Source organism: Methylocystis sp. IM3 (assembly GCF_038070105.1).
Lineage (GTDB): Bacteria > Pseudomonadota > Alphaproteobacteria > Rhizobiales > Beijerinckiaceae > Methylocystis.
Window position 1 is genome coordinate 146,681 of record NZ_JBBPBZ010000005.1, and the last position, 21,246, is coordinate 167,926.

At 58.4% G+C, this 21,246-nt stretch carries 14 protein-coding genes and 2 pseudogenes; 6 read left to right on the forward strand and 10 right to left on the reverse strand.

The window, feature by feature from the left end:
- The first annotated feature begins 47 nt into the window (after nucleotides 1–47).
- Together WOC76_RS22565 and WOC76_RS24460 are read left to right on the forward strand one after the other, a co-directional pair.
- Nucleotides 48–704 (forward strand): IS6 family transposase, encoded by a 657-nt coding sequence (locus tag WOC76_RS22565; protein WP_341103624.1) that lies wholly within the window; start codon nucleotides 48–50, stop codon nucleotides 702–704.
- Between the two features lie 91 nt (nucleotides 705–795).
- Nucleotides 796–978, forward strand: coding sequence for a YrrC family ATP-dependent DNA helicase (locus WOC76_RS24460; protein WP_445730593.1), 183 nt, complete (start codon nucleotides 796–798; stop codon nucleotides 976–978).
- Between the two features lie 111 nt (nucleotides 979–1,089).
- Here the strand turns inward: WOC76_RS24460 and WOC76_RS22570 are convergent, their stop codons facing one another.
- The 3 genes from WOC76_RS22570 to WOC76_RS22580 form a co-directional block, all read right to left on the reverse strand.
- Nucleotides 1,090–2,196, reverse strand: a complete 1,107-nt coding sequence (locus WOC76_RS22570) for a DUF4331 family protein (RefSeq protein WP_341390139.1) — start codon at nucleotides 2,194–2,196, stop codon at nucleotides 1,090–1,092.
- Between the two features lie 937 nt (nucleotides 2,197–3,133).
- On the reverse strand, nucleotides 3,134–3,316 hold the full coding sequence (locus WOC76_RS22575) for a hypothetical protein (protein ID WP_341103548.1): 183 nt from the start codon (nucleotides 3,314–3,316) through the stop codon (nucleotides 3,134–3,136).
- Between the two features lie 44 nt (nucleotides 3,317–3,360).
- Complete coding sequence (locus tag WOC76_RS22580) at nucleotides 3,361–4,032, reverse strand: IS6 family transposase (RefSeq protein WP_341103549.1); 672 nt, start codon at nucleotides 4,030–4,032, stop codon at nucleotides 3,361–3,363.
- A gap of 894 nt (nucleotides 4,033–4,926) precedes the next feature.
- On the opposite strand from WOC76_RS22580, the pseudogene WOC76_RS22585 reads away from it, so the two are divergent.
- Nucleotides 4,927–6,067 (forward strand): annotated as a pseudogene (locus WOC76_RS22585) (IS3 family transposase).
- 901 nt (nucleotides 6,068–6,968) lie between these two features.
- Here the strand turns inward: WOC76_RS22585 and WOC76_RS22590 are convergent.
- Nucleotides 6,969–7,316, reverse strand: a complete 348-nt coding sequence (locus tag WOC76_RS22590; RefSeq protein WP_341103551.1) for a DUF2933 domain-containing protein — start codon at nucleotides 7,314–7,316, stop codon at nucleotides 6,969–6,971.
- Between the two features lie 139 nt (nucleotides 7,317–7,455).
- Here WOC76_RS22590 and WOC76_RS22595 point away from each other — a divergent pair, with 139 nt between their 5' ends.
- The 3 genes and pseudogenes from WOC76_RS22595 to WOC76_RS22605 all read left to right on the forward strand — a co-directional run bounded on the left by WOC76_RS22595 (nucleotide 7,456) and on the right by WOC76_RS22605 (nucleotide 9,689).
- On the forward strand, nucleotides 7,456–8,373 hold the full coding sequence (locus tag WOC76_RS22595) for a cation diffusion facilitator family transporter (RefSeq protein ID WP_341103553.1): 918 nt from the start codon (nucleotides 7,456–7,458) through the stop codon (nucleotides 8,371–8,373).
- Nucleotides 8,374–8,901: 528 nt separating this feature from the next.
- Nucleotides 8,902–9,183: a DUF1924 domain-containing protein gene (locus tag WOC76_RS22600; RefSeq protein ID WP_341103627.1), complete on the forward strand. Its 282-nt coding sequence runs from the start codon at nucleotides 8,902–8,904 to the stop codon at nucleotides 9,181–9,183.
- A 163-nt stretch (nucleotides 9,184–9,346) separates the two neighbouring features.
- A pseudogene (locus WOC76_RS22605) lies at nucleotides 9,347–9,689 on the forward strand (hypothetical protein).
- Between the two features lie 413 nt (nucleotides 9,690–10,102).
- Here the strand turns inward: WOC76_RS22605 and WOC76_RS22610 are convergent.
- The 6 genes from WOC76_RS22610 to WOC76_RS22635 form a co-directional block, all read right to left on the reverse strand.
- On the reverse strand, nucleotides 10,103–14,902 hold the full coding sequence (locus WOC76_RS22610) for an HAD-IC family P-type ATPase (protein ID WP_341103557.1): 4,800 nt from the start codon (nucleotides 14,900–14,902) through the stop codon (nucleotides 10,103–10,105).
- Nucleotides 14,903–15,065: 163 nt separating this feature from the next.
- Nucleotides 15,066–15,635, reverse strand: a complete 570-nt coding sequence (locus tag WOC76_RS22615) for a hypothetical protein (protein WP_341103559.1) — start codon at nucleotides 15,633–15,635, stop codon at nucleotides 15,066–15,068.
- A gap of 157 nt (nucleotides 15,636–15,792) precedes the next feature.
- The gene (locus WOC76_RS22620) at nucleotides 15,793–16,986 is read right to left on the reverse strand and encodes an efflux RND transporter periplasmic adaptor subunit (RefSeq protein WP_341103560.1); all 1,194 of its coding nucleotides are present in this window, start codon (nucleotides 16,984–16,986) and stop codon (nucleotides 15,793–15,795) included.
- A 1-nt stretch (nucleotide 16,987) separates the two neighbouring features.
- Nucleotides 16,988–19,342, reverse strand: a complete 2,355-nt coding sequence (locus WOC76_RS22625; RefSeq protein WP_341390287.1) for an ABC transporter permease — start codon at nucleotides 19,340–19,342, stop codon at nucleotides 16,988–16,990.
- A 2-nt stretch (nucleotides 19,343–19,344) separates the two neighbouring features.
- A complete protein-coding gene (locus WOC76_RS22630; protein ID WP_341103562.1) occupies nucleotides 19,345–20,070 on the reverse strand; it encodes an ABC transporter ATP-binding protein in 726 nt (241 codons plus the stop codon).
- Between the two features lie 30 nt (nucleotides 20,071–20,100).
- A complete protein-coding gene (locus tag WOC76_RS22635; RefSeq protein WP_341103630.1) occupies nucleotides 20,101–21,207 on the reverse strand; it encodes an efflux RND transporter periplasmic adaptor subunit in 1,107 nt (368 codons plus the stop codon).
- Between the last annotated feature and the right edge of the window lie 39 nt (nucleotides 21,208–21,246).

Consider the following 21,246-nt stretch of genomic DNA (forward strand, 5'->3'; position numbering starts at 1 on the left):
TGACCCAGCCGCCTGTGAGCTACAAACGCCATCGTTTCCCGGCGTAGATCATCGCCCACGCCGTCTGGCTCTATTTCAGGTTCCCGCCTAGCCTGCGCCTCGTCGAGGAAATGCTGCTCGAGCGAGGGATCGTTCTCTCCTATGAAACCATCCGCCGCTGGGCCATGAAATTCGGGCTGGATGACGCCCATCGCCTGAAGCGCAAAAAGCCCGGCAGGCGCGACGTCTGGCATCTCGACGAGGTCGTCGTCTCGATCAACGGCGAGAGGCGCTATCTCTGGCGGGCCGTCGACCAGGATGGCTACGTCCTCGACGAAATCGTCCAGGTTCGCCGCAACGCCAGGGCCGCCGAACGATTGCTAAAGCGCCTCCTCCATAAGCAGAGCTGCCGCCCTCGGCGGATGGTCACTGACAAGCTCGGCTCCTATGCCGTAGCGCAGCGGAAGACTCTGCCGAACGTCGAGCATCGATCCCACAAGGGTTTGAACAACCGCGCGGAGAACTCCCATGTCCCGCTACGAAAGCGAGAGCGAGCGATGCAGGGGTTCAGATCGTGGCGCGGGTTGCAGCGCTTCGTCGACGTTTTCTCCGCACTCCGCAACCTCTTCGTCCCGCCCCAACCTTCTCGCCACTCCGCCATCGCTATACATCTGCATCGCCTCAGGGCGTTCGCCGAGTGGAGATCCGTGACGCTACCCGCCTAAAATCGAGGCAGCGGGGACTTCGCTGCCCTCTGAGAGAGTTAATTTGACATCGCCTCGAGCCGGAGAGGTTCTTGCCGGAATCGTCGAGCGTGTGACATTCCACAATGAGGAGAATGGCTTCTGCGTCTTGCGCGTGAAGGCGCGCGGTCATCGCGACCTAGTCACTGTCTCGGCCACGCCGCGACGATTTCCGCGGGGGAATGGATCACGGTCACCGGAGAGTGGGTCCCGCGCCCAGCGAAGCAGTTCTACGCTCTCGCGGCGTAAACCTTGAGAGCCCCGCTATCGCGCGTCTCGTTCTCAAGCAAAAATTTGCGACAGAACCCTCTTATGAGACCAGAGCCCGACTCTTCCAAAGCTACCGCTCAGGAAAGTCCAGGCCGCCTCACAACGTCTTCAAGTGAGGCGTGCCGATATAGGGGAAGTCGTCCAGAATGTCAGTGTGAGGCACGAGTCCGTCGTGCGGGATCTCGCCCTTCGACAGGAAGGCGAGGCGGTTATTCAGGACATCATCGGTCAGAAGCCTGCCGTTGGGGTAGGCCGCAGGTTTCGACGGGTCGAAACTCAGCATGTCAGGCAGAATGCCCTCGGCATCGATCGCCCGCACCGCTTCTTCTTCTGAATAATCGCCAGTATGGCCCATCAAGTGAACGAACTGGCCCAGCCAGCGGGCGCGGTCGTTGACTGGCTCGCTGGCGTTATATTCCTCTTTCGTTTCGTCTGTGTTGAAGAAGCTGCTGACCGAGGGATGCCCGGCGCGATCGACGTGGATCAGCTTGCCGTCCCGGCGCAGACTGCATCTGCCCCAGACGCGAATCAGCGGCTTGGGATTGAGCGCCGCCGTCGGAATCTCGATGACCGTCGAGCATACGTTCGCTTGCAGATTCGCGTCAATTCCCGTCCAAGGCGCTTTCCCGCCCATTTGCGGCGACGTGAAGTTTCGTCCTCCCTTCGTGTCGTAGAGCTTGAGGATTCCCTCGAGGTCGAAGAAGAAGGCGTCGCTTCTGCTACCCGCGAAAAACCGATAGGGGCCAGCGGAGACGACATTCGGAGATGTTTTAAAAGAAACCTCGGCGCCGCAGATTATTTTCTCCCCGACGGCCTCTGGCGACCTTGCGTCGTTTCCTTTTGCGATGAAGACGCTCGCGTTTTGCCGGCCATCTATCACCGGCGAAAAGATATAGCTGATCGCCACATCGGTAACGCAATCCCCGTCAGTGTCGATGTTCAGCCGGTAGATCGCATCCGGATGAAATCCGTCCGCCGCTGGGTTCGCGTTGAGTATGAAGACCGTCTTCGTGCTGTCCGCAGGGGACTGAAACACATAAAGATCGCAGAGATCGAGCCGCTGGTCATCGAGTGGCGGGCCAAGGCTGAGTCCAGTGAAATGATTTGACATTACCTTATCCTCCAATTTTTTTTCGGACATATCGCCGCCCAAGCTCCACGTGTAGGAGTTGTCGAAGGCGGTGCCTTGAAAGACGAGGGACATAGCTCGCCTCGTTCGATAGTTCAAGCCTCGCGACAATGGGCGGTTCAGCCTCGACCTCCGATATAAGTCTTTTATGACAGCTCGCGTGAAACCCGGCGCGAGTCGCCTGAAGGTGCAGCCCTCTTCGGCACCTTGTGGATAGCCGGCAGAGCGCCTCTTCCCGTCGTGGAGCCCTCCATTTCAACGGGCGAGGCCTGGTGTCGATCGGCAGTTCAATCTGGGACTCCCCTGTCACTGAAATTTAATGAACTTACCTGAGACCGAAGTGCCACTCTGGGCATTTCGATCGGGACTGACGCAGACGTTTTGGCCACTCAAAGTGGAATTCGTCGACCGGTCGATCGATGAAGCCATTTTCTTGCGCGATGCCAGTTTCAGCCAAAGAGAACCGCGGACTGCATTTCCCTTTCAATCGAGACTAAGCCCGCCGAAGTCTCACATGAAATGCCTGAAATCGTACCCGTACCCCAGAGTCTTAGATTGAAGTACCAATCGACATCAGCTCTAAACTGACTTACCGTCCTCCGACGCCAACAATCGCTCAAGAAGATTCTTAAGTTCGGCTTGGCAAATCTCTAGATGGGAACGGATATCTTCCCTTTCCTTCTCTCTGAGAGGGTTCGAATTCAGATCGGCCCAATCTGTTTTAATCGACCCCCTCAGCAATTCGATATTTCGCACCAATTTCTCTATTTCAGTCATCTCCTTGCTCCGCTTTGATTCTCCTCGTTGCGTGGACCGAAGAGCGGACCCGACGATTAGTTCGCAAGCTGTCTGCTTCGCTGATTTATGACGCCGCCAGCGAGGATGATTTCCACTTGGTGGGGCGTCAGACCGTGTAGCGTCTCTATTGTCTCGCCGGCTGATTCCAACACGATCGCGTCACCGCTTGCGAGCTTCTGGCACAGCCTCTGGACCCAAAGTGTGGCGTTCTCTTCTAGCCGATCAAAATCACCTGGCTCAACGAGCTGGAGCGGAAGAATTCCGGGTAATTGATCAGGTTTTGCCGACGGATGCGGGCGAAGCTCGTCGCGACGACGATCCTGAGACCAAGATACCGGGGCGCCGCGGCAGCATGCTCGCGGGAGGACCCTTGCCCATAGTTCTGGTTCTGTCGCAAATTTTGCTTGAGGACGAGACGCGCGATAGCGGGGCTCTCAAGGCTTACGCCGCGAGAGCGTAGAACTGCTTCGCTGGGCGCATTTTACCCGTCGTTCGCAACTGCCCCTTCCGGATCATGTGCATGAGCTCGACGCCTGTGAGCGTCGCCGCGGCTGAGCGGAAGGATTTGAACCCGAGCGCCGGCCGCGCCACTCGCTTGATCGCTCGGTGGTCCTGTTCGACGATGTTGTTCAGATATTTCCCTCGCCGGATCTCGATGCCCGCCTCGTGCTGCGCGTTGTTACTCTCAATCGCCGCGGTGTTGGCGCCGCTCTTGTCGATCGTGATCTTCTTCGGCGCGCCGGTTTGACCGATCGCTCGGCGCAGGAACCGCAACGCCGCTTTGCGATCCCGCTTTGTCGTCAGGCGGAAGTCCACCGTGGCGCCGGCTTTGTCGACGGCCCGATAGAGATATTTCCAGGAGCCCTTGATCTTCACATAGGTCTCATCCAGCCGCCAGCTGGAGCCGACGGGCCGCTTGCGGGAACGGAACTGACGGTCCAGCGCGGGCGCGTATTTGACGACCCAGCGATTGAGCGTCGAATGGTCGACCTCGACCCCGCGCTCTTCCATCATCTCCTCGAGTTGCCGGTAGCTGATCGGGTAGGCGACATACCAGCGCACGCCCCACAGGATCACGTCACGTTCAAAATGGCTGCCTTTGAACTCGATCATTGTGCTATTCCGCCCGCCCTGCTCCCAACCAGCATAACCCAGGCCGATCCCGCAATAAAAAACGTTTGCGACAGAACCCGCGCGCGCGCCGATGCGCGGATGTAGTGACGGGGGCGTCTTTGCTATGGCATTTAAGCCTATTTCAGCCGCCTGTGGCGCGGCGTCCTTGTAGGAAGTGCTGAGGAAAATCGGAAAACGCGTTGGCTGAAATATGCGGACATGACTCTCCTGCGGTCGACAAGGAACGCAAGGCCGCGCAGATTAGCGGGGTTATCTTAGGTGTCTGATTTCCCCGCTTACTTTCCTTCCGCGTAACTAACGGCCTCGGCCACACTTAGGTCGAGAAGCGGCTCCTCCCCGCTGATCGTCACAGCAAGAGAGCGGTCACCCTCGCCAGCCTTAATTACCACACACGCGTCGGCTGAGGCGTCAGTCCCTTGCCAATAGCAGATCCAAACCCAGCGGGCATAATAGGGGTCCCAGCGCCAGCAGTAGCCAATGCCGTAAGGCCACCACCGACCGTGCCAATATCGGCCTCGCCTATGCCAGCCGGGACGGCTCCAACGGCGGCATGAAAAGGAGCTGGCCCGCCCGACGTTGCCGTATCATGCGCCGCCCTTTTTCTTTCGGGCCGGTTAACACCAAAAAAGGTCGTCACGAATCGCGTGAGAGGCAGGCTGACATGGTGCGTGCAAAGTGATTTGCGCCTGACGTTCATCAACTCATCGTCGAAGTTACCGTTACCGGCGACGAAGCGTGTCCGCTTGGTTGCTTCGACGCACTGATGGGTCGCAGTCGATTTGTGATTGACGAAAGCGGATTCTAGGTTCAGCTGGGGTGCGACACGGTTAGGTAAGACAGCCGGCTGCGGTAATTTGAACCGCAACCGGAGATATGAAAGTGACCAAAGAAGAGAAGGTTAGCGCCAGGGGCCAGCGTTTTTCCGTTCAGCGCAAGATGGCGGTTGTGGCCCGCCTCCTGCGCGGAGAGCCGTTGGAACTGGTGGCTCGCGAGACCAATGTCACCATCCAGAAGCTGACCGAATGGCGGGATCGGGCTCTGGCGGGGGCCACCTCAGCTCTGAAGGAGCGCGAGAGGATGACCGCGACGATGAGATCGCCCGGCTGAAGGCCAAGGTGGGCGAGATCACCATGGATAACGAGCTTCTCTACGCCAAGATTGACGTCCTGGAAAACAAACGCCCTTTGGCCCGCCGGAGGCCGAGGAAATGAGCCGAGCTCGTTCTCTGTCTTTCGGTCGCATCTATGGATTGTCGCGCGTGACGCGGGCCTCCGAACCGGCGGATCATATCCGCCGCGAAATCCAGGCCTCTGAATTCCATGGCTAGGGCTACGGGAAGATATGGGCGCGGCTCCGGTTTTCTGGCGTGCGCGCCAGTCCCCGGCGGGTGCGGCGCGTGATGGGCGAACATGGATTGCTTGCGCCGCATCGGGCGGTGTCGGCGTCGGCCAAGACGCATGACGGCACGATCATCACCGATCGCGTCAATGAAATGTGGGGAACCGACATGACGCAAACGGTTACGACCGACGAAGGCAAGGCCTATGTGTTCGTCGCCGTCGAACACGCCAACTCGGAGGTCGTCGGCGTTCACGCCGCAAAATCAGCCAATAGGTTCGAGGCGCTGGAGCCGGTTCGGCAGGGCGTGAAACGCTGCTTCGGCGCGATCGCTCCAAAAACTGCCTGCGGATTGAGACTGCGTCACGATCACGGGTCCAATTACATGTCGGAAGATTTTCAGATGCCTGGGAATTGAAGCCTCGCCCTCTTTCGTGCGCGAGCCCGAGGGCAATGGCGTCGCCGAGCGCTTCATCCATACGCTGAAGGAGAACCTGCTGTGGGTCAGGGCGTTCCACACGATCGAGGACTCCTGTTGGCCCTCTTGGAATTCGCCGAACGTTAAAACAAAACCTGGCTCGTCGCCCGGCATGGCTACAAAACGCCGGATCAGGTAAGAACCGAACACCTTTCAGTTGCCGAGGGAAACATCGCACAGCTACCCTTGGCCGCCTGAATAGCCGCCGTCGGTTGTCTCAAAACCGGGTCGAAGTACAGATTCTAGGTTCAGCATTTCATTCTATCGCGATCGTAAGGGCGGCTAGCCCTGTGATCAAGCTGGACCTCGAGTATCGGCGCGACAAACCGGAGTTAGTCCTTTTTAAGAAAAGGAGGGCACATGCAAGACAGCATGACGCCACGGGGTATTGTAGCGCGACCTGCCAGGTCGCGGGCGTCTTGAACTTCAAGACTGACATTCCAGACGCACCAAAGTCGATCATATTGCTCAGACCAGGACCAGGTTACGCAAAGACCCCGCGCGGCGCGTTCCTGCCAATAGTTAGATGTTCGCTCTGCACTTCGCAAGGCGAGGTGTATTGGCCTCGTGAGCGTTACCACGCTCCGGGGCTTTCGCATGTCAAATGAAGGAGACTACCGCGACCATTGTCGCTATCGCTGCAATTCGAGACATCTGTTCAGTCTGGCCCCCCTAAATGTTCGACTGCTCGGCGAGCTCTAGCACTTAGCTCGTCGCTGTCTAGCCTTACTCAACGCGTCCGCGCCCGACTTCAGCTATGTCACACTGGAACATTCCTGCGCCGCTTTGGCTCGTTGCCGCCTTTGCTTCAATGGTGGCGTCGCAAATCGTTCGCCTGGGACAGGCTGATCCGTCGGCTTGGGTCTTATCGGAACTCCTCCGAATACGGTTTTTGGAGGTCGCATTCTGGACTGTGGGCATCGCCCTCGCTGACCACTACTTGGGTGGTTGGATCCGGCGGACAATCAATAGCGTGTTACCAGCATTTCCGCGCTCTTTTCCGAAAGTTAGGGGCTGAAAAGGGATTCCTGCTGCAACAGAGCGTCAGGAAGAACCAATTAGCTGCGCAACGCGCACGAACCGGCGCATTCTTACAATTTCATGCAATGTGACAGCGGCCATGGCCATGATGCATGAAGAGATGCATGAGGGGGCAAGCGATTACGACTAAGAATGGCAGGGCGTCGAGGATGTGCTGCCAAAGCCAAAAGATGAGGAAGGCAGCGGCTAAGGCATAGAGAGCATCGGAGCCTTTGTCATTTGAAACCTCCCAAGTTATCGCTAGCCCCCGAAAAATTTCGGCATAAGCGTCCCGGGCTCTACAACATTGCCGCGCCCCATTGCTTCCAAAATAGCTCGCATCGGCGACGATATAGATCTTCTCGGCGCCCAAATTTTCCCCCGCGGCTGCGGCCGTCTGTTGCATATCCAGCACGTCGTTGGTCACTCGCCGACGATCCTACAACGCCCACCCGAAGGAATCCTTTCAGCGCCGACCTTTCTCACGGACCGCTTGATTTTTGTAGACAGAAGATCGCGACCGGAGAAGAGTACAAAAACCAAACAAACTACGTTACAAGTTCGAGATGCCGAGCAAACATCCGCACCACAAGCATGACCACACCCACGCGCCGAATAGCTTTGGCGTCGCGTTCGCGGTCGGGACGGCCCTCAATCTCGGGCTCGTTCTGACGGAATTGTCGTTTGGGTTCCTGTCGAATTCGCTCGCTCTTATTTCGGATGGCGTGCACAATTTTTCGGATGTTCTCGGCCTGCTCTTAGCTTGGGGAGGGTCGTGGCTGACGACGCGGCAGCCAAGCGCTTCGCATACTTACGGCTATCGGCGGGCTTCCATCTTGGCTGCCCTCGGCAATGCGGCATTGCTCCTCGTCGCCACGGGCGGCTTGTTCGTTGAAGCCGCGCAAAGGCTCACCAATGCCCAGCCGGTCGCAAGCGGTACGGTGCTATGGGTGGCATCGGCTGCAATCGTCATCAACACAGCGACGGCTCTGCTTTTTCTACGCCGGCGCGCGCATGATCTGAATATAAAAAGCGCGTTCCTTCACATGGCGGGGGACGCTGCCGTGTCGCTCGGCGTGGTGGTCGCAGCGCTCGTCATTGGTCAAACCGGGTGGTTGTGGCTCGATCCAGCCACCAGCATCGCGGTCGCCGTTGTAATCCTCTGGAGCGGCTGGGGCCTTATGCGCGACACGCTCAATCTCGCGCTCGACGCCGTTCCATCAGGAATCGATTCTTCGACAGTGGAAAATTATTTGACGAGATTGCCCGGCGTCACCGAAGTTCATGACCTCCATATTTGGGGGATGAGCACGACCGAAACTGCTCTAACTGCGCATCTTGTGTGCCCATGCGTCGAATTGAACGACCAGCTTTTAGCAGAAATAGCTCACGAGCTGGAACATCGCTTTTGCATTCAGCACGCGACAATCCAGATCGAAACCGGCGCGATGGAATGCCGTCTCGCGCCCGCCCATGTCTTATGAGGGGACTGCCCTCTTTAGTCGCCCGGACTCCTGCGCGCCAGCACCACTAAGAGAAGCGCGAGGCTACCGAGGGGGGCACAGGCGACCCAGCGGCATGGCCAACCTTGTCCCAGAGGAGTCCTGTGACGATGCTGGCAATAAGTTGCAGGAGGCCACGGTCGTGCTGAATCAGCCGATACCTCCGGCCCGCAGATGCTCAGGGACAAAGGTCGGACGCGAACGCCTTTACAACGGAGCGGAAAATTCCCTCGTATAGCCCCTAGAACACATACGATGTATCGGGCCGTCGACAAGGGCGGCGCCACTTCCTGCTGGCGGCCAATCGGGATCGCAAAGCGGCGCTTCCCTTCCCGCTAAGGGCGATCGGTCAAAACGGCACGCCGAAGAGGATCACGAACGATAAGGTTGGCGGTCGAATAATCTCAATTGGGGTTCCGATAAGGAACAGAGACTTCAACGGAGAGCCCGCCTAGGTCGCTACGTCCGAGCCAAATCATTCCGCCGTAGGCCTCAACAAGCTCGCGTCCGATTTACAGACCGAGTGGCAAAGCCCCGTTTTTCGCCACCCATGCCGGAGGAAAGGCCGAATCGCCGTCCTGCATCTCCTGCCATACCACCAATCATTCCGGCCCGGGCAAGACGCGCGCGGGTAAAATGATTGAGCCGATGGCGGCTTCCGCCGCGCCCAATCGCTTCACCGATCGGGCGGAGGTGGAGAAATGGTTCAAGAGAAATTGTTCGGACGTTCTCTGTCGGGAATGTTCCGCTCAGGAGAAATCCGACATCCTCGCGTTCCTGCTTTCCATCTGATCTGAGGAGATCACTAATGGGCCACTATGTGAATTCCGGAACGATCGCCGTCGTAGCCGCGTTGTCTGGCGTTGCTTTCGGCGCACAGTCGCTAATGGCCGATGGGTTGAGCCTTACCCCAGTGCGAGACAAGACCGTCGCCAAGGAATGCGCGGCCTGCCATATGCTGTATCCGCCCGCACTTCTACCCGCCCGCTCGTGGTCCTCGATCGTCGCCAATCTTAACAACCATTTTGGCGAGAACGCTTCGCTCGACGACAAAAGCGATTGCCGACTACCTTGTCGGCAATGCCGCTGACACGGGAGGCATCGGTGCGAAATTGCTTCGCGACCTCAATCCAGAGGTCACGCCGGCGCGTATCACCGACCTACCGTGGTGGAAACGCAAACATGAAAAGAGAAACCGGGTTGGTCCGGCTGCTCTTGCGGAGAATGGCGCAAAATTTAAAGGCGACTGCAAAGCTTGCCACAAGGGCGCCGAACAAGGCTCGTTCGACGATGATTGAGAAAAAATTAGTGATTTGCCGAAGGGCGCAGAGCGAGCCTGTCATGGACAGACCGATGAGGCCTTGGCTCGACGAGCGTTTCTTGCCGTTGCCCTGGCCGAATCGCATCCGCGGCAGGTAGCCTTCGAACCAGCGGGCTATGGAGTGCGCCTCGCGCGTGATCCTGTAATTTTGGGTATCCTCGATATCAGCTCGTCGGCCCGCTCGACGTAGCCCGGCTCAACGTCAGCAGGGACTCCGAATTCGCGCTCCACCGGCACGGTTCGACCCGAGCCATTCCGCGCGAGCCGGTCAAGAGCGCGGGAAAAGAATGACTCCGAAGGCAGAGACCGGAATGGACCTGGTCCCTGACTAATTGATGCGCTCGCCAGGCGCCGCTGGAAAAATGGGAAATGGAGGCGAGATGTTGCGCTCTATATATCTTTCTGCCGATTGATCGCAATTCGGACTGTCGCCTTCATCCCCGGGACAAGCAAAGCCTCCGGATTTGGCGCGCTGACGACGACGTTGTAGGGCCTATTGCCCAGCGTCGTCTGCGACAATTCAAGGACACTTTTAACCGTCCCCTGAAAAATGCGGTTCGGCAGGTGGTTGACCGTGACGGAGACCGGGTCCCCAATCTTGATCTCGCTGGCGTCATTCTCATCAAATTGAGCCTTGAGCTCCGCATTTGCTAAGGCGATGAGAAACAGCGGGGCGTCAACTGAGCCCGCCGTTACTCTCATGCCGATTTCGGTGGATCGGGAAATTACCGTGCCGTCAACCGGAGAAACGATATTCGTTTTTTCGCGCTCGATTTCGGCGGCGTTCAGCTCCGATTGAAGTTGGGCGATTAGATCCTCGTCACGTTTAGCTTTCGCCAGCGCTCGTTTATAGGCGCCTTCGTAACCAACCAACGTGCGGCGTGTTGCGGCGCGGCGTTGCGCGAGCGCCTGATTGCGCTCGAGCGCCGATTTCGCGCGCGTAAGTTCTGCCGCGTCCGTTTCAAATTTCGCTCTTGCCGCCGCAAGATTCGCTCTTGCGCGCTCCACAACAGCTTGGTAGGGCTGCGGATCAATTTTCGCGCATAGCTGACCGGCGACAACTCTCACACCGACATCGCAATAGAGAGTTTCGATTATGCCTGGCGCAGCCGCCACAACTGGAGACGCACTTTCTGTGCTGACAGCGCCAATCGCCGTAAGGCTACGGGTTACCAATCCACGCGCTTCGTTTTCAGCGGATTGGATACCGGGTGCTTGCCGCCAGGACCAATAAAACCATCCTCCGATAACCATCATGATGGCGAACACGCCGATCGCTGAGCCTCTTACCAAATCCAAGCCGCGCCCAGTCGTCTCTACGTCTCCGTTCTTTCGAGCAAAGATCGTCGATTCAGTTCGATCAAAATCACTTTCGTCCCGGTCCAAGGCGAATCCCAGACGGTCCGTCCTCTCCCCGTCAAAAAGGGACTCAAGAAATTTAACAGTTTCCAGTGCGAGCAGAGGCATGAGGGCGACCGTCAACAATTTGACCGTGTCTTTGAATGGAATCGGCGCTGTCTTGAGGAGGTCTGCAAGAAAGTGGTTTTGCTGTATCGAGATCTGCATGGAGATCGATACGACGATTACGATCAGAAGGGCGATGTTTGAAAACAAGCTCTGGCGCCAGATTGGCGTTCGGCTCCGCACGCCCAGGGAAGTGAAAAGCTGGGCAAAGATCATCGCCATAAAAGCGTAGGTGCGGGCAATTTCTAAATCCGCGGAATAGAGACCGTAGGCATAAGCGGCGAATGACACGCCGGCCGTCGGCGCCGCGACAAGCAACATCGTCCAAAGAAATTCTTCATCGGCGATTTCCTTGTTCCGCTCACGCGGATGCTTGCTCATAACCGAGGCGTCGACCCGATCCGCAGCAAGGCATAACGCCGGCGGACCATCCGTAATAAGGTTGATCCACAGCAAATGAATTGGGAGGAGCGGCGCAGGCAAGCCAATGATGATGCAGATCGTCATCAAAAGCAGTTCGCCGGAATTGCAGGCTAGAAGATATAAAAGCGTCTTTCGGATGTTTTCATAGATCCCGCGACCCTCTTCTATGGCCGCGACTATGGTCGCAAAGTTGTCGTCGGTAATGACCATGTCGGAGGCTTGCTTCGTCACCTCCGTGCCGGCTCGCCCCATCGCGACGCCAATATCGGCCCCTTTTATTGCGGGCGCGTCGTTTACGCCGTCCCCCGTCATGGCGACGACTGCCTTATTCGCTTGCCACGCTTTAATGATCCTTAGCTTATGCTCGGCGCTCACCCGGGCATAGATTGCGGTATTCGGCGCTTCTTTCGCGAGGCCCTCGTCCGTCAACTTGTCCAGCTCGACGCCGGACAAAACGCGGCCTTCGGCATCCAGCCCGAGGTCACGGCCAATGGCGGTCGCGGTGTGGGGATGGTCACCGGTAATGACCACGACGCGAACGCCTGCGCTTCGGCACTTGGCGATGGCGTCCTTCGCCTCCGGTCTCGGCGGGTCGAATAGCCCGGACAGCCCGACGAATACGAGATCACCTTCGACCGTCGGCGACCCAGATGGATCGAGGGTGATGGCATCGAAATCCCGAAACGCCGATCCGAGGACGCGCAAGGCGCCACCCGCAAATTCAGCGTTCCGGCGCGCGATCTCCTCCCGGTCGGAAGCCGTTATCTGACGCACGCCTGACTCGCCAAAAATGTGCGAGCAACGTTCGAGCAAAAGTTCAGGCGCGCCATTCGTTAAGACGCGCAGCCGCCCCTCGGGCAGGCGACGGACAACCGAGTGGAGTTTGCGGTCCGAGTCAAATGGGATCTCGAAAATTTTCGGCTGCTCTTGTTCCAGGCTGTCTCTGTCGGCCCCCGCTTTTCGCCCAGCCGAGAGGAGCGCGCCTTCCGTTGGATCGCCGATTACCTTCCAGGCGTCGTTCTCTCGCTCTAAACTAGCGCTATTGCACCCGACGAGAATCTCACCGAGGAGTCTCAAACCACCGAAACCGGGATCAATAGCCTTACCTTCAAAGCGGATATCGCCTTCGGGGCCATAGCCCTCACCCGTGACTTCATAAGTCCGCCCGGCAACAAATAGACGCCGCACGGTCATTTGTCCGACCGTGAGAGTCCCCGTCTTGTCGGTACAGATTACATTCGTCGACCCGAGTGTTTCGACAGACGCAAGTCTTCGAACCAAAGCGCCACGTCGCGACATCTGCATCACGCCTAGGGAAAGCGCCGCAGTGACGACAGCCGGCAAACTCTCAGGTATCGCCGCAACAGCGAGGCTGACCGACGTCATGAAGAGTTCAAGCGCATCCCCGCCCCGCCAAACTCCCAGTCCGAACAGCAGCGAGACGATCGCGAGTGTGGCCCAGAGCAGGACGCGCCCGAAAACTTCCAACCTCTGCTGAATTGGGGTTCCGGCATCCTCGCCCGCTTCGCCAAGGAGAGAGGCAATAGCGCCGAACTCAGTCTGCATCGCGGTAGCGACCACAACCGCTTGACCGGAGCCAGTCGCAATGCTGGTCCCCATGAAAACCATGTTTTTGCGGTCGCCGATTGGAAGGTCGGTTTGATCTAATGTTTCGGCGCTCTTGGCGACGGCTTCCGATTCCCCTGTCAAGGCGGACTCGACGCAAGCGAGCGACGCTGCGTTCAGCAGTCGCGCATCGGCGGCGACGAGGTCGCCCGCTTCTAGCTCCAAAATATCGCCTGGAACAACCTCCGCAGAGGCGATGGTCGTCAACGCGCCGTCGCGCCATACTTTCGCGCGAGGAGCGGTCATCCGCGTTAATGCTAAAATCGACTTTTCGGCGCTGAACTCCTGATAAAATCCGACAAAGGCGTTCAGGAACACGATGGCCAAGATGATGATCGCGTCCATTTCGTCGCCGAGGAACCCGGATAAGACGGCGGCAGCGATCAAGATCCAAATGAGAATGCTGCCAAATTGGGCGAAAAAGATCGCCCATGCCCGAATTGGTTTGGTTTCTTTCAGAGTGTTGGGCCCGTGAGCGGCGAGCAGTTCTAACGCTCTCGCCGTCGATAGACCCATCGCCGAAACGCCGAGCTGGTCAAAAACCTCGTTGATTGACGCGCAATGCCATAGTTTTCTTGCCGGGGGCGTAGGTGGAACGCCATCGATCGTTTCCATCGTCTCGTCACGCGTGCGCCATAAACTAAGAAGCGCGATCGTTACCGTCGCAGCAACCGGTCCAAGGATGAGCCCGGGCGCACCGAAGAGGTTGAGACCGCCAACCAATGAGATGAAGGTCGTGAACGTATGGATTTTGAGCCGACCGCTCATCAGTAGGGGGCGAAGGAAATTGTCCACCGTGCCGACGACCAGAGCGCCCCATGAGGCCAGAATAATCGCCTTGGTCCAATGTCCGTCGAGCGCCAGAACGATCGCCGCTGGAATCCAGACGACAAAAGCGCCAAGGATTGGCACGATTGACAAAATCCCCATGACCAAGCCCCAAAGCAACGGAGTTGGCAGGTTCAGCCACCAAAACATCAGTCCACCCAAAGCGCCTTGTACGGCGGAAACGACGACGGTTCCGTATATGATTGCGTAAACCGTATCCGCGACGCGAGTTTTGATGAGGTTCGTCTCAGATCCAGCTAGCGGCGAAATGCGCTTCATCATCAACAGCGCAACGCGCCCATCGCGAAGCAAATAGAAAAGAGCATAGAAAGTAATGAGGGCGCCAATGAGCTCAGCGGTTGACTTCCGAACAAATGCGGCGCCCATGTTCGTGAGCCAAGACGCGACCTGGCCAACAATCGCTCGGAGGTCAATCTCCTCCGCAATCCAGTGGCTGAGTGTAGCGGCCCAGGGGCGCCTCTCGATTATCTGTCGCCAATCACTCGACGCAATCTGACGTTGAATGTAATCCGCATTAACTGCCGCCTCGCTAACAAGTCTCTCGGCGACGAAGAACATCGGCGCCACGACGATCAGCGCGACAATTAGCACAGAAGCGGCGGCCGCGAGATTTGGGCTTTTCAGCCTCTCTTCGATCGCTTTGTGAGCAGGCGCGAACAGAATCGCCAGCGTCAACGCCCAGGTGAACGTCGATAAGAACGGCGCCCACACAAGGGAACAAATATAAATCCCGCCGAAAGTGGCGGCCAGCCGGGCGAAGGCATGAACCCGGGCTCTCGACCAATAGTCGCCCCCAGTCGGCGCGGGATCCCGATCCGGCCTCCCCATTTTTCAGCCCTTCGCCAATGGCCCTGAAGATAGGTGTGTTACCACATGACTTAGCAAGCGAACCTCCTGCTCGTGGGGTGATCGAGGCCTCCGCACTCCGAACCGGACTGCCAACCATTGAAAACCTTCAGCTCGGCATTGGTCACGCACGCCGCGACATTCCTCAATCCGGTCGGCTCGTCTTATAGCCGTGCTTCTCCGCCCAGCGCGACAACCATCGTTTGCGTGCGTCTTCACTCATTCCTGCCAAATTCTTCGCTCGCTGCACGGGAGAATGGCTCGGGCATTTTTCGGGGTCGCCCTGAAGACAAAATTCGACAATCATATTCGGGATCGAGTCGTCCGCGTTCTCAAACCAATTAAACGTGTAACCATCGGGGGTAGAACTCCTTCTTACGCCGGTCCACGAATGCGGAATGGGCCCTGCAATCCATGCTGAGTAGTTCTTTGCCTGGAATTTTGCTGTTTCCGCTGGAAGGTCAACTGCTTGATACCAGCCACTTGCCTCTGCTGCGGCAGCAAACACAAGCTCCGTTTTCTGGCCGTGTATTTTACATATTTCGATATACCCTGCCTCTGGACCGCGAAGAAAAAACATCACTCGGGCGGTTTTGCCGGCTGCTACTTCAACCGATTGATCCTCACCGATGATGTCTCGACAAACTTCGGCGGCTTTTACCGAAGGGGCAACGGCGGACAATAGGAGGCAAAAGACAAGCTTTAGCTGATGCATCCGCGCCTCCTTCGAGCACTGCCGCAGGCCTGCAGGCTCGATCCGACTTCGCCTTCCTTGCTGCTATCCTAACTGCTGTGGTGCGAAAGTCCGAGGGGATACGGCTCCTCCGGTTCGCGCTTAGGGGCTAGATCAGCGATTGATTATAATCGGCGCGCTAGCTCGGCCTAAGCTGGACGCGTGAGCCCTCTGTCAAATTGCTTGGGGGGAAGATTATGACCTGTTCCCCTGGGTGTAATCCCGATCTGACTGCCCCGAGTCGACCTGAGCGGACGATCAAATCGACTCGCTTTTCGCGTGTGACGCCGTTTTCCACGGTGAAAACCGCCCATCCGCTTTCGCGTCGAAACAACGCTCCGACAGGAATGATAACCACCTGGGGAAGTGTCTGGGTCTCAATGCGAACATCGACCCGAAACCCGTCCCCCAAAGAGGACCATTGCTCGCGGGGAGACGTGATGTCGATAATCACCCAGACACGCTGCTCGTCCACGCCAAGGGCGGACACTTTGGTGAATCCGCCCGGCTCAACGCGTCGAACACGACCACGCAGAGCAGCCGGCCCTCCCCATCGCTCCAGCTCAACGTCGGCGCCAGGCTTCACGTTAACGGCGTCGGTCGTGAGCAAATCAACAATGACTTCCAGGTCGCTGGGATCGCCGATTTCCACCAAAGGCGCACCTACCGTAACGACAGCCTCATTCTCCTGGACGACGCGCAGCACGCGTCCATCAACGGGCGCCGTCACCTTCCACCGCTCGTCGGGGGTTTTGTCGTCATAGCGCCGAAGCAGGGTGCGCGCGAGCTCGACATCGTGTTCGGTTGCGTGTTTGCGCAACTCCGCCGCTTTGAATTCGCGCTCGCTCGTTTGCAGGTTGAGCTCCTCCCGTTCCCTCCGCTGAGCGGTCGCGGAACCGCGTTGCTCGAGAATCCGAACGCGCTGCACATCTGTTTTGGCCTGATCCAGTATGGCCCGCGCCCGATCCAAACGAGCGGACGCCTCTTGGAGCGCCGCCTCCGCGGCGCCCAGCTTTTCCTGCGCCTCGCGCCGCGACCTCGGATCGAGAATGCTTGGCTGCGCCGGAACAATCCATGCGAGGACGCTGTCTGCCTTAATTTCGTCCCCGGCTTTGACTGCGATCCGCAACAGACGGCCAGAAAGAGGCGCGGACACTATATAACGATCGCGGACTCGGGTCTTGCCGTCCTCCTCGACAGTCGCCCGGAATGTCCCTTCGGCTACAGTCGCAATCTCAACAATGGCAGGCGTCGGACGAAACGCCCAATACAGGGTTCCAAAGGCTCCAAGACCAAGGACTGCGCCGATCAGCACGCGCCATGCATTGTTCATTTCATTCTCGCGTCTTCAAAACCGTCGTGAGGTCTAGCCGATCAATCCGCCGCCACACGAGCAACGCGCTTGCCGCGCCTGCGCCGAACACAATAAGCGTCGCGGAGGCGAAGGTGGCGTTGCTGATGACAGGCGGAATGCTAAAGCTCTCATTGCTGCGCGCGGCAAGAATGACCGTCACGATATATTGCGAGAGCACGAGGCCCAAGGGGATGGATGTTGCGATTTGCACGCCGAGCTCCGCCAAAAGAATCCTCGACACTTCCCCGCGCGTAAAGCCCAGGATGCAGAGACTCGCCAGCTCCCATGCGTGCTCCTGCAGGGCGATGCGAGCGCTGTTATAGACGATCGCCACGCTGATGATTACGCCAAAGGCCGTCAGTACGACGGCGGCAAGAACGACAAGCCCGCCGATTTTTTCATCGAAGATGCGCAACCACGCCGATTTGACCGATGTCGTCATCACGTGCGGACGTTCCGCGAGTCGTCGCCAAATCGAATTCGATTGCGTTGGATCGACGCTCATGACGACTTGGTTGACCACCCGTCCTTCGTGAAGCAAGCGGTTGAGTGCGCCAATTTCCACGTAAGCGTTGTAACCGAGGGCCTCGTCGACGATGGCAGCGACTGGTAACTGGAACACGTCCCGGCGACCTTCGAGGCATTCTACGACAACGACCGACCCCCTCGCGACATGCAACCTATCGGCAAGACCGCGAGTCAACAGCAGTCCTTCTGGGGGGGCTGCATGGACCCTCAGACGCTCGTCCCGGGGCGCGCGCAAGACCGCGTCGGCGTCCAGGCCAGTGAGCGTCATGCGATAATTAAGGTGGCCGGCCGAAAGCCGCACAGGAACGACACGCAACCCCTCTGCCGCCCAAACCCCCGACAAATGCGCAATCTCACGGACAGCCCGATCAGAGACGGGTTCATCAATCGTGACGGTCCCATCAGCGCGCTCGACGAATCGAAACTGGACGTCGACCATGTAGGCGAGAGCGTCCCACCAGAACAGACCCATGACAACCATCGGCAATGCGAGCGCTAGACCGAGGACGGTCAATGCGGATTTCACAGGTCGGCCGAGGATCGCGCGCCAGACCATCTTCGTGCCGGGGCCCCATCTCCTTAGAATTGGTTCGTCGACAAAGCGAAATGCGACGCCCGCAGGCGTCTCCGGGCGCATTCCCTCCGCCGGGGTCAACCTTAGCACCCGCCGTACCGCCAGCGCCGCGCCGCTCAAGGCCGAAGCGAGACTTGCCAATGTCGCCAGGACAGGGAGCCAGGTCGGTACGACATAAACGAGGTCCGGAAAGCGGAAAAACGGTCGGTAATTGGCCACCATTCCCTGCCCGTAACGAATCCCCATGAAGACGCCTGCGAGGGAACCGGCGAGAGCGATTGTTCCGACAAATTTTGCATAGTGCATGGCGATCGGGACGGAAGGGAAGCCGAGCGCCTTTAAAGCCGCGATCTGCTCGCGCTGTGCCTCGATTAGACGTGTCAGCACGATATTGAGCAGAAACGCTCCAATCGAAAAAAAGATGAGTGGCGCCGTCAAGGCCAGCGTTCGCTGCTCAGCGAGTTCGTCGGAGAGAAAGCGATGTGAGGGCTGATCGCGCCGCCCGAAGGCGCCAACCGCTCCATAAGGCGCCAAGATTCTATCGATCTCGGCGATCACCTGAGCCTCCATCGCCTCGGGAGCGAGCGACAACGTGAGTGAATTGAACGCGCCTTCCATGTTGAAAGCAGCAGCGACCGCCCTTTCTGCGACCCACATGACTACAAAGGTGCGATCGTCTGGGAGCGGCTTGCCAGGGGTCGCCGCATAGACGAACTCGGGAGAATTTGCGATCCCGACGATGCGGAATTTCTGCGCATGTCCGTTTAGAACGACGTCTATGGCGTCTCCAGGTCTAACGTTCCAGCTCTCCGCAAAAGCCGCGTTGATGACCGCCTCGTCCCGCTGAGCCGGATCGACGGAACGCCCGATCGAAATCGTGAGGCCGTTCAATTCCGATTGCCCTGCGTCGGGGAGCGAGATCATCCGCCCGGACACTGCCGTTTCCGATTGCGGCCAGTCGACCCGGACCTCTTTAACAACACGCGCTTCGACGATGCCGACCCCGGGAATTTCGCTGATCCTACCCGCCAAATTGCGCGGGGCGCGCTTCACATCGGCCCAAAGCACTGCGAAGCGATTCGTCTGATAATAATTCTCCGCTGTTGTGACGAGAGAAACATAGGCGCTGACCGATCCGACCAGGACCGTGACGCCAGCGGCGACAAGAAGCGCAATCGTCACCACCTGTCCACGTAGGTTCCAAAGGTCACGGAGAACCTTTCGATCGAGCATGCTCACCAGCTCAAATCCTTTGGCTCGATCTTGCGACGATTGTGTTCGACAGCGCTAATGCGGCCTTGGCTGAGACGCAGGACTCTGTCGGCCATTCCCCCTATAGAACTGTTATGTGTAATGACGATCGTCGTTGACCTGATCTCTACATTCGCGCGGGCGATCGCCGCAAGGACCATTTTGCCGGTTTCAAGATCGAGGGCACCTGTCGGTTCGTCGCATAGAAGCGCATCCGGTCGTTTAACAATCGCACGCGCGACAGCGACGCGCTGCTGCTCTCCGCCCGAAAGCTGCGACGGGAAATGGTCAAGCCTTTCAGAGAGCCCGACGAGATCCAGCGCAACTTCCGGCCTTATTGGATTTAAGGCGATCTCCGCGACGAGCTGGACATTTTCCAATACAGTGAGGCTGGGTATCAGATTGTAAAATTGAAATACGAACCCGACATGTTCGCGTCGATAGCGTGTGAGCTCCGCTTCGCTCGCCCCCGTCAGTACGTGTTCCCTCCAAGCAGCATTTCCCGAGGTCGGCGTATCGAGCCCGCCGAGAATATTGAGCAATGTCGACTTTCCAGATCCCGAGGGCCCCAGTAGAACGACAAACTCGCCCTCGTAGATGTCGAGATCCAGATTGCGTAGCGCATAGATTACGCGCTCGCCCGAGACGTAACTCTTGCATAGGCCCCGCGCGAGGAAAACGGCAGGGCGCGTTATCGCGGGCTGATCCATCGAGCAAACCCAACTTAGCGCCGACGAACTTCAGCCGGCCGTGGCGCCTGTTTGATTATCGCCGCCTCCTAAATGGCGCGCAAGAACGCTCCGTCCCAGGCGACGGCTATGCTGTCGCCGTTTTTGACTGACGGCGTCATCGGCAGATTGGGACGGAGACTTATGTCGTCGTCGGGCGGCGGGAGCGGCCTGACTCCGAGGCGTCATCCGGATCGTCGTCGACATACCCGGCGCGAGCCGCAGATCCGGATTTGCCGCGGTGACGACGACGTCATATTTCCCGGAGGGTTCCGTCGCCCTCGGGTCAATGGAAATCTGCGTTACCTGGCCTTCGAACCGATAGTCGGGCTCCCGCTCGACGCTGAACGACACCGCGTCGCCGACTCGCAGTGCGGTGGCAACTCGTACATCGACGCTAACTCTGATTTTCACGATGCGAGGATCGGCGACGACGCGAAACAGAGGATGGCCGGCCACAACCGTTTGGCCGGTCCGGACGTCTCGCGCGACCACGGTCCCCTCAATTGGCGAAAGGATGGATGTGCGCTCGAGATCGCCTCGCGCCGAACTGAGCGCCGCTTCGATCAGGGCGACGGAGGCTTCTGCACGTACGACGTCCGCCTGCCTTTGCTCCAATAGTTTTTGCGAGGCCGTCAGCGCGCCGGAGGCGATAGCTTTGCGGTTAGAGAGATTCTGGGCTCGCTCATAGGTCGCTTGCGCGCGAGCAAATTGGGCTTTGGCCTTCGTGAGCCGGCCATTGGCGAGAGTCAGATCGGCATTGCTGCGTTCGACAATGAGACGGTACGGGCGGGAGTCGATTTCCGCGCAAACCTGCCCAGCCTTCACAATGGAACCGATGTCGCAAGAAACCGCCGCGATGACCCCAGAGACGCTAGCTGTGATCGGCATCTCCGTCTCGCCGCTGACAACGCCCACGGTCTTAATCTCGCTCAATTCGCGTTCCGCCAAGGGCGCCCCAGGGCGAAAGCGAGCAAAAAAGTCGCCGCCCCAATAAGCGCCGCCGGCCACCAGAGCAAGGAGGATCAGCGCGCCCGCGAGCATCGGCCAACGTCCTCTGCCTTCGGACGCGCTTTCGAGCGCATGTTCAAATGCCGCAGCTCCACGTCCGGAATGCATCCTCGGCGTCCCATCGCGCGGCGCACTCGCCTCAAGGCC

What these genes read in the sequence shown, in the direction of transcription:
- WOC76_RS22570 (WP_341390139.1), bottom strand. Translation starts at nt 2,196, where the DNA reads ATGTCCCTCGTCTTTCAAGGCACCGCCTTCGACAACTCCTACACGTGG.
- WOC76_RS22580 (WP_341103549.1), bottom strand. Translation starts at nt 4,032, where the DNA reads ATGATCGAGTTCAAAGGCAGCCATTTTGAACGTGACGTGATCCTGTGG.
- WOC76_RS22595 (WP_341103553.1), top strand. Translation starts at nt 7,456, where the DNA reads ATGCCGAGCAAACATCCGCACCACAAGCATGACCACACCCACGCGCCG.
- WOC76_RS22610 (WP_341103557.1), bottom strand. Translation starts at nt 14,902, where the DNA reads ATGGGGAGGCCGGATCGGGATCCCGCGCCGACTGGGGGCGACTATTGG.
- WOC76_RS22615 (WP_341103559.1), bottom strand. Translation starts at nt 15,635, where the DNA reads ATGCATCAGCTAAAGCTTGTCTTTTGCCTCCTATTGTCCGCCGTTGCC.
- WOC76_RS22620 (WP_341103560.1), bottom strand. Translation starts at nt 16,986, where the DNA reads ATGAACAATGCATGGCGCGTGCTGATCGGCGCAGTCCTTGGTCTTGGA.
- WOC76_RS22625 (WP_341390287.1), bottom strand. Translation starts at nt 19,342, where the DNA reads ATGCTCGATCGAAAGGTTCTCCGTGACCTTTGGAACCTACGTGGACAG.
- WOC76_RS22630 (WP_341103562.1), bottom strand. Translation starts at nt 20,070, where the DNA reads ATGGATCAGCCCGCGATAACGCGCCCTGCCGTTTTCCTCGCGCGGGGC.
- WOC76_RS22635 (WP_341103630.1), bottom strand. Translation starts at nt 21,207, where the DNA reads ATGCATTCCGGACGTGGAGCTGCGGCATTTGAACATGCGCTCGAAAGC.